The following is a 13,013-nucleotide window of genomic DNA, read 5'->3' as shown; positions in this document are numbered from 1 at the left end:
CCCGCCCGCCCACCCCATGCGCAGCGGGGTGGGCGGGCGGGGCCGGAGGGGTCAGGAGGTGAGGGCAGGCTCGCGGGACTCGTCCGGGGTTGATGTCGGCACGACGCCGTCCACGGCGTCGGCCACGGCACCCTCCACATGCTGAGCCGGCCGCTTCGGCAGCGCCAGCATCAGCAGGAAGATCGCGACCAGCACCCCGACGACCCACCACAGCGCGTTCTGAAAACCGTGGACGAACTCCGCGGGCATCCGATCCCGCGCCACCCGCTCGTCGATGACACCGAAGAAGACGACCGAGACAAGCCCGAGCCCGAACGCGTTGCCCATCTGCTGCACGGTGTTGATCAGGCCCGACGCCGACCCGGCGTGCTCCTGCGGCACCTCGGAGAGCACCGCGTCCGTCAGCGGCGCGACGATGAGGCCCATGCCCAAGCCCATCACCACGAGCGGGAGCGCCATCTGCCAAGAGGCGATCCCCGCCCCGTAACGCCCGGCCTCCCAGATGTAGATGAGGACACCCGCGGCCATCGTGAGCGCGCCCGCCTGCAGGACCTTGCGGCCGAAGCGCGGCACGAGCTTCTGCACGGAGATACCGGCCGCGGCGGACACCGCGATGGAGAACGGGACGCCGGTCAGACCGGCGTGCAGCGCGCTCCACCCGAGGCCGACCTGCATGTACATCGTCCAGACCAGGAAGAAGATGCCGAGCGAGACGCCGAAGACGGTCTGCACGGCGATGCCCGCGGCGAAGCTCTTCACCTTGAACAGGGACAGCTCGACGAGCGGCGAGCCGTCCTTCTCGCTCTTCCACTTCTCGTACGCGACGAGCGCGCCGAAGACGACGACGGCGCCCGCCATCATCACGTACCCCCACGTCGGCCAGCCCAGCTCGCGACCGCGCGTGAGCGGGTAGAGCAGCAGGAGCGCGCCCGCGGTGACCAGGACGACGCCGATCAGGTCCAGCTTGAGGGCCTTCGGGGCCTTGGACTCCGTGATGAACTTCCGTCCGAGCAGCAGGCCCGCGATGCCCACCGGCAGGTTGATGAGGAAGATCGGGCGCCATTCGAGGCCGAAGAGGTTCCACTCGGTCAGGAGCGCGCCCAGCAGCGGGCCCGACACCGCGCCGAGGCCGACGATCATGCCGAACAGGCCGAAGACCTTGCCGCGCTCGTGCGCGGGGAACGTGGCGTGGACGATCGACAGGACCTGCGGCACCATCAGCGCGGCCATCCCGCCCTGCAGGATGCGCGACGCGACCAGCATCTCCGGGTTCGCGGCGAAGCCGCACAGCGCCGACGCGAGCGTGAAGCCCGCGATGCCGACGAGGAATATCTTCTTGCGGCCGTAGATGTCGCCGAGCCGTCCGCCGGTGACGAGTCCGGCGCCGAGCGCCAGCGCGTAACCAGCGGTGATCCACTGGATCTGGCTGAACGTGGCGCCCGCGTCGCGCTGGATGGCGGGGATCGCGATGTTCACGATCGTCACGTCGACCAGGTCCATGAAGGCGGCCGTCATGACGATGGCGAGCGCGAACCACCGGCGGCGGTCCGCGGGTGACCCCGGGGACGGAGCAGCTGTGCTGGGGGTGCTGGGTGAAGTCATGCCGTAAGGCTAGAAGCCATATAGGACAGTTCATGTCCTAGTTACGCGGCATTCTGAAGTCATGACGATTTCGAGCGGCGGTTCGGGCAGTGGCGGTGGCTTCGGCAGTACGAGTACGGGGACGGGGACGGGGACCGGCACGGATACGCCCGCTCGGCTCCTGACCCTCCTCTCCCTCCTCCAGACCCCGCGCGAGTGGCCGGGCGGGGAGCTCGCCGAGCGCCTCGGCGTCAGCCGCCGCACGGTGCGGCGCGACATCGACCGGCTGCGGGAGCTCGGCTACCCGGTGCAGGCCACGCAGGGCGCCACCGGCGGGTACCGGCTCGTCGCGGGCAAGGCCATGCCGCCGCTCGTCCTCGACGACGAGGAGGCCGTGGCCATCGCCGTCGGCCTGCGGGCCGGGGCGGGGCACGCCGTCGAGGGCGTGGAGGAGGCGTCGGTGCGGGCCCTGGCGAAGCTCGAACAGGTCCTGCCGTCGCGCCTGCGCCGTCGGGTGGCCGCACTCGGGGCCGCGACGATGTCGCTGACCAGCGGGGACGGGGCGCGGATCGCGCCGGAGACGCTGACGGTGATGGCGTCGGCGACGGCCGCGCGGGAGCGGCTGCGGTTCGCGTACGAGGCGAAGGACGGGACGCCGTCGCGGCGGCTCACCGAGCCGCACCGGCTCGTGTCCACGGGGCGGCGCTGGTACCTGGTCGCGTTCGACCTGGACCGGGAGGACTGGCGCACGTTCCGGGTGGACCGGGTGTCGGAGCCGTTCGTCACGGGGGTGCGGTTCGCTCCGCGGATGTTGCCGGGTGGGAGTGCGGAGGCGTATGTGCGGCGGAGTGTCCTGCCGCGGCGGCAGGAGACCGCGGCGTACGAGGTGGATGTGGAGTTCCACGCCCCCGCGGCCGACGTGGCCCGGCGGCTGCCGCCGTCGCTGGGTGAGGTGGTCGCGGTCGGGGACGACCGGTGCCGGCTTCGGGGGGCTGTGACGGAGCCGGTGGGGTGGGTGGCGGTGCGGCTGCTGTGGGTCGAGTGTGACTTCGCTGTGCGCGGGCCGGAGGAGTTGGTGGCTCGGGTACGGGATCTGGGCCGCCGCCTCACCCAGGCCGCGGGCCCAGCCTGAACTCCGCCCGCGGTTCTTTCCCTCACCCATCCCACCCGTTCACCGCGAGTCACCCCTCACGCAAAGCGCTGCGGCTGACCGGGCGACTTCTCCCCCCACTCCACCCGTTCACCCCACACCGCAGGGCACACCTCGCGCGAAGCGCCGCGGCTGAGTGGGTGGCTTCTTCTCCCACCCACCCCACCCGTTCACCCCACACCGCAGGGCACACCTCGCGCGAAGCGCTGCGGCTGAGTGGGTGGCTTCTTCTCCCGCCCACCCCACCCGTTCACCCCACATCGCGGGGTGGGCCTTGCGCGGAGCGCTGCGGGTGGGTGGGTTGGGTGCGGGGCCGCGGCCGCCGATGGCGAGTGCCCCCACAGGGGGCGTCCACCCCGCGGCAGGGCAGAAATGGGCGGGCGGGTGGGAAACAAGACGCCGCGGCAGCGGCAGAAGGCGGCAGGCGACAGGGCAGCGCGGGCCGCAGGCGCCGACGGCGGGTGGGCCCCACCAGGGACGTTCGCCCCGCGGGAGGGTGGGGGATGAAGTGCCGCGGTAGCGGCAGGGGGCGGCAGGCGCCGACGGCGGGGTACCCCCACCCGGGGCGCCCACCCCGGGCGGGTGGGAGGCGAAGCGGCGCGGGCCGCAGGCGCCGACGGTGAGTGGGCCCCACCAGGGGCGTTCGCCCCGCGGGAGGGTGGGAAACAGGACGCCGCGGCAGCGGCAGAGGGGAGCCGCAGGCGCCGACGGCGGGTCACCCCCGCAGGGAGCGCTCACCCCGCAGGAGGGCAGAAATGGGCGGGCGGGTGGGAAACGAAACGCCGCGGTAGCGGCAGGCGCCGACGGCGGGTGGGAGGCGAAGCGGCGCGGGCCGCAGGTGCCGACGGCGGGTGGGCCCCGCCAGGGGCGTTCGCCCCGCGGGAGGGTGGAAACGGGCGGGCGGGTGGGGGATGAAGTGCCGCGGTAGCGGCAGGCGGCGCCGCCTGGGGTGTTCGGCCCGTGGGTGGGGCCCGCAGGGGGTGTCCGCCTCGTGGGCGGGGGGAGTGTCCAGGCAGGGGCGGCAACCGGCCCGCCCCGCGGCGGCGATGGCCCCCGCCAAGGGGCCGTTCGCCGGACCGCGATGGCCCCGCCAAGGGGGCCGTTCGCCGGGCCGGTCAGGCCGCCGCGTCGAACCCCGTGTCCCGCGCCAGCTTCTTGAGCTCGAGAAGCGCATGCTTCTCGATCTGCCTGATCCGCTCGCGGGTCAGGCCGTGCTCCTTGCCCACCTCCGTGAGCGTCCGCTCGCGCCCGTCCTCGATCCCGTACCGCATCTTGATGATGGACGCCGTGCGCTGGTCGAGGCGGCCGATGAGGTCGTCGAGCTCCTCGCTGCGCAGCAGCGAGAGGACGGACTGCTCGGGCGAGACCGCCGAGGTGTCCTCCAGGAGGTCGCCGAACTGGGTGTCGCCCTCGTCGTCCACGCCCATGTTCAGCGAGACCGGGTCGCGGGCCCAGTCCAGGACGTCGGTCACGCGCTCGGGCGTGGAGGACAGCTCCGCGGCGATCTCCGCGGGCTCCGGCTCGCGCCCGTGCTCGCGGTTGAACTCGCGCTGGACGCGGCGGATGCGGCCGAGCTCCTCGACGAGGTGCACGGGGAGGCGGATGGTGCGGGACTGGTCGGCTATGGAGCGCGTGATGGCCTGGCGGATCCACCACGTCGCGTACGTGGAGAACTTGAAGCCCTTGGCGTAGTCGAACTTCTCGACGGCGCGGACCAGGCCCGCGTTCCCCTCCTGGATGAGGTCCAGGAGCGGGAGGCCGCTGCGCGGATAGCGGCGGGCCACGGCCACGACGAGGCGGAGGTTGGACCGGATGAAGACGTCCTTCGCGCGCTCGCCGTCGGCGACGAGGGCGCGCAGCTCCTCGTCGGTGGCGGCGACGGCCTTCTTGCCGTCCCGCTCGACCTCGCCGGCCAGGATCTGCCGGGCGTACACGCCGGCCTCGATGATCTGGGACAGCTCGACCTCCTTGGCGGCGTCGAGCAGCGGCGTACGCGCGATTTCGTCGAGGTACATGCCGACCAGGTCGCGGTCGGCGATCTCGCCGCCTACGGCGCGAACACTGCGTGCCGCGACGCTGGTCTCACCGGAGTCGGCGGACTTACGACGGGCGACGGCACGGGTTGCCATGCGTGCTCCCTTGCGTGGTTGTCACTGGTCGGTCCGGCGTGGACCGGTCTTCCGGGCGGTCCTGGCGTGGACCTGTGGTGGACGGCACACCCTCCCAGGTGCCCTGCATCCGATGGAAACAACGACTGGAATCCGGACAGAATTCCCAACCCGCGCATCCATTTTCCTGATCATGCAGTACCCTGTGCGGCCACACGAGGAGGACACGTGCCGCGGGAACGTACAGAGGTGCAGGTCAGGCCGGGAGTGGAGGCCGATCTGGGGGCGCTCACGGACATCTACAACCACTACGTTCGTGAGACCGCCGTCACATTTGACACGGCCCCTTTCCTGCCGGAGGAGCGCCGCCCTTGGCTGCTCTCCCACCCCAAAGACGGCCCCCACCGCCTGATGGTTGCCCACGGCCGGAAAACCAATAAAACCAACGAATCCGACATTCTCGGGTACGCGACCAGCAGCCCCTTCCGCGCCAGAGCCGCGTACTCCACCTCCGTCGAGGTCACCGTCTACTGCGCACCGCACGCGGCGGGGCGCGGCGTCGGCACCCTGCTCTACCAGGCGCTCTTCGCCGCTCTCGAAGGCGAGGACCTGCACCGCGCGTACGCGGGCATCGCGCTGCCCAACGAGGGCTCGGTGCGCCTGCACGAGCGCTTCGGGTTCCGGCACATCGGTACGTACGAGGAGGTCGGCCGGAAGTTTCAGCGGTACTGGGACGTGGCCTGGTACCAGCTGGCGCTCGGACCAAGGTCCTAGTACGGCCCTCGGGACTAGTCCGCCAGACCGTTACGGGGCGTAGGCCGCCGCCCCTACCGTGCGGCCATGAACGAGATCAACGACGGCGTCCTGGACGAAGCCCTCCAGCGCCTGCACGCCAGCGGCCCCGAGCACGACGGCCGGCTCTCCAACCACGGCCCGATGGCCGTCGAGGCCCTGGTCCGCGGCGGCCACGCCGACTCCGTACACCGCTGGCTCGACTACTACCGGCACAAGCTGGAGGACATGCCGGACCGGTACGCGCCGGTCACGGACGCCAACTGGCACGAGGCGCTCGGCGACCCGCGGCGCGCCGCCGACTGGATCGACCACTTCGAGCGCGCCGTCGCCGAGCGGCCCTGGCGCGAGGTGCTCGCCGCCTGGTGGCTGACGCTCCTGCCCGGCATCGCGGCGGGATCCACGCACCCGGTGATCCGCGTCGGCCACGCCGTGCGCTCCCTCCTCAGCCCGGGCGGCGAGACCGCGCCCCGGCTCGCCGAGCTCGCCCACGGCCTCGGCTACTGGGCGGCCCGCCACGACCCGCTGCCCGCGCTCACGCCCCTCACGCTGGAGCCGTCGGCGGACGCGGCGGCCGCGCTCGACGCGGTGCGGCGCATTCCGCTCCAGGACGGGCCGCTGCCGGAGCGCTTCGCGCGCCTGACCTCGGTGCCCGTCTGGCCCACCGTCCCCGACGTCGGCCCCGACGCCGCCCGCGACCACCTGACCGACCTGGTCACCGCGGCCGTGCACCGCTTCGCCACCCACGGCCACGCCGCGCCGATCATGCTGGTGCACGCCGCGACCGCCCCGAACGCGGTCCTGCGCACCCTGCCCGCGCTCCCCCGCGAGCTGTGGCCGGCCTCGCTCGCGGCGGCCTGGGCGGCGTCCGCGGCGGTGACCTCGGCGTACGCGCCCGCGGAGCCTGCGCCGGAGGAACAGACGCGCACGGCGTACGGCGAGGCGAAGCGCTTCACCTTCGACGAGATCCTCGCGCGGGCCGCGGCGCACGGCGACGACCACACGATCAAGTTCGCGGACACCGCGTTCGACGTGGGCGACGAGCGGGCGCGGGCGGCCGCGATCCGCGGCGTGGAACTCAATCCGCCCGCGCTCTAGGTGTGTTGTTCGGGCACGTTCAAGGCTCCACTCGCGCTCCAGCGAGGTTTGAGGCGGCGCGGCCGGCGCCACAGGAAGGGCTCGTACAGTGGGATACATGGACACGCCATCCAGCGCGGCACGGGACGCCGCAGGGAAGAGCGCCGCCGCGCCGCGCTGGCTCGACGACGAGGAACAGCGCACCTGGCTGGCGTACGTTCACGCCTCCACACTGATCGAGGACTACCTCGACCGGCAGCTCCAGCGCGACGCGGGCATGCCGCACGTCTACTACGGCCTGCTCGTGCAGCTGTCCGCCGCGCCGCGCCGCCGCCTGCGCATGACCGAGCTGGCCCGCGGCTCCAAGATCACCAGGTCCCGGCTCTCGCACGCGATCGCGCGCCTGGAGAAGAGCGGCTGGGTGCGGCGCGAGGACTGTCCGACGGACAAGCGCGGGCAGTTCGCGATCCTCACGGACGAGGGCTTCGAGGTGCTGCGGCAGACCGCGCCCGGCCATGTGGCGGCCGTGCGGCAGGCCATCTTCGACCGGCTCAGCCCCGAACAGCAGAAGTCCCTCGGCGAGATCATGCGGATTCTCGCCGAGGGACTTCAGCCGAAGGACGCGGGGGCGGATCTGCCCTGGCTCCGCTAGGAGCCCGGGCAGCTCCGCCCCCTGCTTCTATGCGCCGTCTTCCCAGGTGGTACGGGGCGTCAGTGCGCCACGACCGGGATCTTCACCTCGTCCTCGACACCGTCGCCGGACGCGGCGGGCGTGCCGTTCTGGGCGCCGGTGTTGATCAGGACGAAGGCGATGGCCGACGACAGGACCAGGATGCCGACCGCCCACCAGATGGCGGCGGTGTAGCCCTCCACCAGGGACTGGGCGGCGAGCAGCTTCTGCGCCGCCGGGGTGGTGGCGGAGGCCGCGTGGTCCTCGATGTACGCGGTGGTCGCGGAGGCCGCGATGGTGTTGAGCAGGGCGGTGCCGATGGCGCCGCCGACCTGCTGCGAGGTGTTGACCATCGCGGAGGCGACACCGGCGTCACGCGGCTCGACACCGTGGGTGGCGAGCGACATGGCGGGCATGAACGCCGTACCCATGCCGAGGCCCAGCATCAGCTGCGCGGGCAGGATCAGACCGGCGTACGAGGTGTCGACCTCGAGCTGCGTCAGGAGCAGCATGCCGACCGCGGCGAGCAGGAAGCCCGGGGCCATCAGCAGCCGCGGCGGGACGCGGGTCATCAGACGGGTGCCGATCTGCGTCGAACCCGTGATCATGCCGACGATCATCGGCAGGAACGCGAAGCCGGTCTTCACCGGCGAGTAGCCCTTGACGACCTGCAGGTAGTACGTGAGGAACAGGAACAGGCCGAACATCGCGATGACGGCGAGGCCGAGCGACAGGTAGACGCCGCCGCGGTTGCGCTCGGTCAGGACGCGCAGCGGGAGCAGCGGGTGCTTGACCTTGGCCTCGGTGAGGACGAACGCGGCGAGCAGCACGGCGGACGCGACGAACATGGTGACCGTCACGGCGTCCGACCAGCCGTCGGACTCGGCGCGCGTGAAGCCGTACACGAGCGCGACCAGGCCGAGCGTGGACAGGATGACGCCGGGGATGTCGAGCGGCGAGCGGTTGCGGCCGCCCTCGGGCTCACGGATCACGAAGTACGCGCCGGCGGCGGCGACGACCGCGAACGGGATGTTCACGAAGAAGGTCCAGCGCCAGTTCAGGTACTCGGTGAGGAAGCCGCCGAGGATCAGGCCGACGGCGCCGCCACCACCGGCGATGGCGCCGTAGATGCCGAACGCCTTGGCGCGCTCCTTGGCCTCCGTGAACATCACGGCGAGCAGCGAGAGCGCGGCGGGCGCGAGCAGCGCGCCGAACGCGCCCTGCAGGGCACGGGCGCCGAGCATCATGGCCTCGCCGGTCGCGGCGCCGCCGAGCGCGGAGGCCGCGGCGAAGCCGATGAGGCCGGTCACGAAGGTGCGCTTACGGCCCCACAGGTCGGCGATGCGGCCGCCGAAGAGCAGCAGACCACCGAAGGCCAGGGCGTAGGCGGTGATCACCCACTGCTTGTTGCCCTCGGATATGCCGAGGTCCTCCTGGGCGGAGGGCAGTGCGATGTTCACGATGGTCGCGTCGAGGACGACCATCAGCTGGGCGATCGCGATGAAGGCGAGTGCCTTCCAGCGCTTTGGGTCGGGGGCGAGTGACGTGACGGATTGAGACATGGGTGAGGCCACCTAGGGAGACAGGATCAAGCAGGGTGATTACTGATAAACGAGACACTGTGCGACCGGCCGGGCGCATGGGTCCCGGGTCGGGACGTCGCGTACTGCTTTCGGCCCGGGCCCGAGGCCCCAGAACGGGCCGTCGGTCGTCATGAGCTGCTCAGGGCGCCTTGTGCCGTAGGTCCTCCAAGGTCGCGGCGTGTCCCGGAAGCTGTGAGCGGGCCGGTGCCATCAGGCCGTCGAGGAACAGCTGGAGATGGCGGTGGACGAACTGGTCGAAGTCCATGAGGCAGCCCGACGACCCCGGCAGCGGCCGGGTGAGCTGGCCCAGGGCGACCATCAGGTCACCGACGCCGATGTCGGTGCGCAGCTGGCCCGCGTCGCGGGCGCGCCCCATGAGTCCGTCCACCGCGCCTTCGAGGCGGGTCCGGGCGGCGCGCAGTTCGGGGTGCTCGGGGTCGAGCGTCTCGGAGATGATCGGGCACAGGGCCCCGATGCGCTCCTCCACCGCCGCGTGTACGAAGCGGCGCAGGGCGTCGAAGGCGGCCGTCGGGTCGGCGTCGGCGGCCGCGATCGCGTCGTCGGCCAGGGCCGCGACCCGGTCGGTGACGGACAGCAGGACGTGGTGCACCAGCTCGCCGCGGTCGGCGAAGTGGCGGTAGACCGTGGCGTTGCCGACGCCCGCGCGGCGCGCGATCTCGTCGAGCGGCACGTCGGCGCCGTGCTCGACGAACGTCTCGCGTGCGGCGGCGACGATCCGCTCCCGGTTGCGCAGCGCGTCGGCCCGCGGGCGGGGTGCGCGGCGCTGCGCGACGGTGGCGGTTTCCACGGGGACACTCCTCGAAGCGGTCAAAGGCCCTAAGGCTCGCAGGGCCCGCGGTGGCGGGTCCAACGAATTTCCGGCAGGAGCCGGACGCGCTCCCGGCGGTGGCCGGGGGCACTCCCAGCGGGTGCCGGGGGGCCGGATGGTGTGCGATGCGGGGACTCACTCCCCGTTTCGCGCGGACACCGGTCTAAACGGGGAAACGATCCCCGCTTATTTCCCACCCCCTTCGTGACCTGCGTCACACGGCGGCTGGGGGCCGCCGCACCCCCACCCGAATCGCCCAGCGCCCCGCCGCCACCTCGGCGAATCCGCGAGAAACCCACGATCGGTCGCGCTCAGCGAGCGCCCGCGCACCCTCCGGCACAGGGTGATCGGACAGGGCGCAGCCAGACCCGGCGGCTGCCGCGGACCGAAGGGCCCACGCATGCAGCTGCCGCACCGCCGACGGATAGCCCGGGGCCGCCGCACGCCGGCGCGGACCCTCGCGCTCGGCTCGGCCGCCGCCGTCGCGCTCGCCGTCACCACGTCCGCGAGCACCGGCCGCCTGATGGCCGAGGCCCCGTCGGCCGCGGGCTCCATCGCGCAGGCCCGGCCCACCGCGCTCGGCCCGTGCATGATCAGCGGCCCACTCGGGGTGCAGATGTCGGAGGGCGTGCCGACGGGCCCCGGGTACGCCCGCTCCACCGGCACGGTGCGGGCCCTGAACCTGATGGTCGACTTCTCCGACGCCCCCGGCGAGGGCTCGGCCCTCGACCGGCTCGGCGAGTTCTTCCCGCAGACCCAGGACTGGTTCCGCACCAGCTCCTACGGCCGCCTCGACTACCGCCCCGAGGCGCCGATCGGCTCCTGGCTGCGCATGCCCAAGCCGTTCAAGGCGTACGGCATAGAGCGCGGCGCCCCCTTCGACCCGGGCTACCGCGACCTGGTCGAGGACATCGTGGCCGCGGCCGACCCCAAGGTGGACTTCCGCGCGTACGACGTGGTGAACGTCCTCGTCACGCCGAACGCGGGCCCCTCCGCGCTCGACACCGTCCTGTCGGTGACGTTCGCGGGCAACCACGAGGCACCGGTGGCGGACGGCGTCCCGATCGCCAACGCGTCCTTCGTCTACAGCCGCCAGGACGACGGCTCGGGCAGCTACGACCGGACCGGCTACCGCGTCCTGCCGCACGAGAACGGCCATGTCTTCGGCCTGCCCGACCTGTACACGCAGGACGGCGGCGGCACCGTCGGCCACTGGGACATCATGAGCGAGGACTGGGGCGCCAACAACGACCTGCTCGGCTGGCACAAGTGGAAGCTGGGCTGGCTCGACGACACCCAGGTCAACTGCGCGGCGGCGCGCGGCACCACCGAGCACCTGCTGAGCCCGCTCGCCGAGCCCGGCGGCACCAAGCTGGCCTTCGTCCCGGTGGACAGGAAGACCGGGTACGCCGTCGAGGTCCGCACCCGCGCCGGCAACGACGAGGCGGTGTGCCGCCCCGGCGTGCTCGTCTACCGCGTCGAGGCGGACGTCGACACCGGCCACGGCCCGGTCACGGTCACCGACGCGACCCGCGACAGCGGCGGCTGCACCCGCAGCCCGAACGTCCACGCGGAACTCTCGGACGCCCCCCACCAGCCAGGCGAAACCTTCGTGGACCGCAAGACGGGGGTCCGGGTACGGGTGGCGGGCGTGGACCTGGACGGCAACTACCGGGTGCAGATCACACGCGGCAGCTGAGCGCGGCGGGCGGACATTCAGCCCGTCCGGCGTTTGAGGACGAGGCGCGAAGCGCCGATGAACCGGTTCACGTGGCAACGGCCCCCGGCACCGTCTCCCGAACCTGCCGCAGAAACGCCGCGTTACTGGGCGCCTTGCGCAACTGGTCGAGCAGCGCCTCCAGGCCATCGCGCCCGTCCCGGCGCCCGAGGGCCCGCCGCAGCCCCCGGAGCGCGACCAACTCGGCCGCCGGAACAAGCAGTTCCTCACGCCGAGTCCCGGACGGGGTGACGTCGACGGCCGGAAAGACCCGCCGGTCGGCCAGGCCCCGGTCCAGGCGCAGCTCCATGTTGCCCGTGGACTTGAGCTCCTCGAAGTAGTAGTCGTCGGCGCGCGACCCGGTGTCCACGAGGACGGTCGCGAGCATGGTGAGGGAGCCGCCCTCCTCGGCGAGGCGCGCGGCGCCGAAGAGCCGCTTGGGCCCCTGCACGGACCCCGCGTCGACGCCGCCGCTGAGCGTCCGGCCGCCGCCGGGCGCGGAGTTGTTGTAGGCGCGGCACAGCCGGGTCAGCGAGTCGAAGAGCATGACGACGTCGCGGCCCTCCTCGACGAGCCGCTTGGCGCGCTCGACGGCGAGCTCGGCGAGCGCGATGTGCGCCTTGGGCGCCCGGTCGAAGGTGGAGGCGAGCACTTCCCCGCGGACGCGGCGGGCCATGTCGGTGACCTCCTCGGGCCGCTCGTCGAGCAGCACGACCATGAGGTGGCACTCGGGGTGGTTCGTGGCGACGGCGGCGGCGATGTGCTGGATCAGCGTGGTCTTGCCGGTGCGCGGCGGGGCGACGATCAGGCCGCGCTGCCCCTTGCCGACGGGCGCGACGAGGTCGACGACGCGGGCCGCGAGGGGGCCGCCGGCCGTCTCCAGGCGCAGCCGCTCGCGGGGGTGCAGGGGCGTGAGGTCGCCGAACTTCGGGCGGGCGCCGAGCTGTTGGGGCACGCGCCCGTTGACGCGGATGACGTCGGCGACGACGCGCGGCTTGTCGCCGCTGACGCCCTCGACGAAGTCGCCCGCGCGCAGGCCGAGCCGGCGGATGAGGGCGGCCGGGACGAGGAGGTCGCCCGGTGCGGGCAGGCACCCTTCGGCGCGCAGGTGCCCGTCGGCCTTCGCGATGTCCAGGACACCGCTGTGGATACGTAGGTCAGTTGAGACAGTCATGAGGTGGAGTGGGTCCTTTCGCGAAAACGCGGGACATGCGCGAGCTGCGCGGGAGAGGGCCGCCCGGGGCCTGCCGACGGTTCGACGAAGATCCGACGAGGCCTGCCGAAGACCGGCCGTGAAGAGACATCCGGACCCGGAGCAGAGCGCCCGGGGTCGGGGAACAGAAGCACGGCGCCCGGAGAGGGGCGTACACACGTGCTGTTCGCACGGTAGCACACGACCTGGCGCGAACGGCGCCGAGCGCACGGGATCTTGAGCTTCCGTGCGCCGGTGACCGACCGTGTCTGATCGCGTACGTTCGGTTCTCGCGTGGGTCGCGCCCGGCGGCC

At 72.5% G+C, this 13,013-nt stretch carries 10 protein-coding genes; 5 read left to right on the top strand and 5 right to left on the bottom strand.

Features of this window, described 5'->3' with window-relative positions; all coding sequences use genetic code 11:
- Window positions 1–51: 51 nt before the first annotated feature.
- Window positions 52–1,602, bottom strand: a complete 1,551-nt coding sequence (locus ACFWZ5_RS10550; protein WP_384806586.1) for an MFS transporter — start codon at window positions 1,600–1,602, stop codon at window positions 52–54.
- Window positions 1,603–1,663: 61 nt separating this feature from the next.
- Between ACFWZ5_RS10550 and ACFWZ5_RS10545 the strand changes: the two genes are divergently transcribed.
- Window positions 1,664–2,713 carry a helix-turn-helix transcriptional regulator gene (locus ACFWZ5_RS10545; protein WP_384806588.1) on the top strand — a complete coding sequence of 350 codons (1,050 nt, stop codon included), beginning with the start codon at window positions 1,664–1,666 and terminating at the stop codon, window positions 2,711–2,713.
- 1,133 nt (window positions 2,714–3,846) lie between these two features.
- On the opposite strand, the gene ACFWZ5_RS10540 is transcribed toward ACFWZ5_RS10545, so the two are convergent.
- Complete coding sequence (locus tag ACFWZ5_RS10540) at window positions 3,847–4,860, bottom strand: RNA polymerase sigma factor RpoD/SigA (RefSeq protein WP_384804086.1); 1,014 nt, start codon at window positions 4,858–4,860, stop codon at window positions 3,847–3,849.
- Window positions 4,861–5,067: 207 nt separating this feature from the next.
- Here ACFWZ5_RS10540 and ACFWZ5_RS10535 point away from each other — a divergent pair, with 207 nt between their 5' ends.
- The 3 genes from ACFWZ5_RS10535 to ACFWZ5_RS10525 all read left to right on the top strand — a co-directional run bounded on the left by ACFWZ5_RS10535 (window position 5,068) and on the right by ACFWZ5_RS10525 (window position 7,360).
- Window positions 5,068–5,613: a GNAT family N-acetyltransferase gene (locus ACFWZ5_RS10535; protein ID WP_384804084.1), complete on the top strand. Its 546-nt coding sequence runs from the start codon at window positions 5,068–5,070 to the stop codon at window positions 5,611–5,613.
- Between the two features lie 66 nt (window positions 5,614–5,679).
- Window positions 5,680–6,729 carry a questin oxidase family protein gene (locus ACFWZ5_RS10530; protein ID WP_384804082.1) on the top strand — a complete coding sequence of 350 codons (1,050 nt, stop codon included), beginning with the start codon at window positions 5,680–5,682 and terminating at the stop codon, window positions 6,727–6,729.
- A 97-nt stretch (window positions 6,730–6,826) separates the two neighbouring features.
- Window positions 6,827–7,360 carry a MarR family winged helix-turn-helix transcriptional regulator gene (locus ACFWZ5_RS10525; RefSeq protein ID WP_384890616.1) on the top strand — a complete coding sequence of 178 codons (534 nt, stop codon included), beginning with the start codon at window positions 6,827–6,829 and terminating at the stop codon, window positions 7,358–7,360.
- 59 nt (window positions 7,361–7,419) lie between these two features.
- Here ACFWZ5_RS10525 and ACFWZ5_RS10520 read toward each other — a convergent pair whose 3' ends face one another.
- Together ACFWZ5_RS10520 and ACFWZ5_RS10515 are read right to left on the bottom strand one after the other, a co-directional pair.
- A complete protein-coding gene (locus ACFWZ5_RS10520; protein ID WP_384804078.1) occupies window positions 7,420–8,940 on the bottom strand; it encodes an MFS transporter in 1,521 nt (506 codons plus the stop codon).
- Window positions 8,941–9,100: 160 nt separating this feature from the next.
- A complete protein-coding gene (locus tag ACFWZ5_RS10515; protein ID WP_384804076.1) occupies window positions 9,101–9,769 on the bottom strand; it encodes a TetR/AcrR family transcriptional regulator in 669 nt (222 codons plus the stop codon).
- A 421-nt stretch (window positions 9,770–10,190) separates the two neighbouring features.
- Here ACFWZ5_RS10515 and ACFWZ5_RS10510 point away from each other — a divergent pair, with 421 nt between their 5' ends.
- Complete coding sequence (locus ACFWZ5_RS10510) at window positions 10,191–11,489, top strand: M6 family metalloprotease domain-containing protein (protein WP_384804074.1); 1,299 nt, start codon at window positions 10,191–10,193, stop codon at window positions 11,487–11,489.
- A gap of 67 nt (window positions 11,490–11,556) precedes the next feature.
- Here the strand turns inward: ACFWZ5_RS10510 and rho are convergent, their stop codons facing one another.
- Window positions 11,557–12,681, bottom strand: coding sequence for a transcription termination factor Rho (gene rho, locus ACFWZ5_RS10505; protein ID WP_384804072.1), 1,125 nt, complete (start codon window positions 12,679–12,681; stop codon window positions 11,557–11,559).
- Window positions 12,682–13,013 lie beyond the last annotated feature (332 nt).

Origin of the sequence: Streptomyces sp. NPDC059003 (assembly GCF_042740445.1) — a bacterium.
GTDB lineage: Bacteria > Actinomycetota > Actinomycetes > Streptomycetales > Streptomycetaceae > Streptomyces.
Note: the sequence above shows the minus strand (reverse complement) of the source record. Positions and strands in the feature narration are given on the sequence as shown.

Coding starts and splice junctions, on each gene's coding strand:
- ACFWZ5_RS10525 (WP_384890616.1), top strand. CDS start 6,827: ATGGACACGCCATCCAGCGCGGCACGGGACGCCGCAGGGAAGAGCGCC.
- ACFWZ5_RS10520 (WP_384804078.1), bottom strand. CDS start 8,940: ATGTCTCAATCCGTCACGTCACTCGCCCCCGACCCAAAGCGCTGGAAG.
- ACFWZ5_RS10550 (WP_384806586.1), bottom strand. CDS start 1,602: ATGACTTCACCCAGCACCCCCAGCACAGCTGCTCCGTCCCCGGGGTCA.
- ACFWZ5_RS10540 (WP_384804086.1), bottom strand. CDS start 4,860: ATGGCAACCCGTGCCGTCGCCCGTCGTAAGTCCGCCGACTCCGGTGAG.
- rho (WP_384804072.1), bottom strand. CDS start 12,681: ATGACTGTCTCAACTGACCTACGTATCCACAGCGGTGTCCTGGACATC.
- ACFWZ5_RS10545 (WP_384806588.1), top strand. CDS start 1,664: ATGACGATTTCGAGCGGCGGTTCGGGCAGTGGCGGTGGCTTCGGCAGT.
- ACFWZ5_RS10530 (WP_384804082.1), top strand. CDS start 5,680: ATGAACGAGATCAACGACGGCGTCCTGGACGAAGCCCTCCAGCGCCTG.
- ACFWZ5_RS10510 (WP_384804074.1), top strand. CDS start 10,191: ATGCAGCTGCCGCACCGCCGACGGATAGCCCGGGGCCGCCGCACGCCG.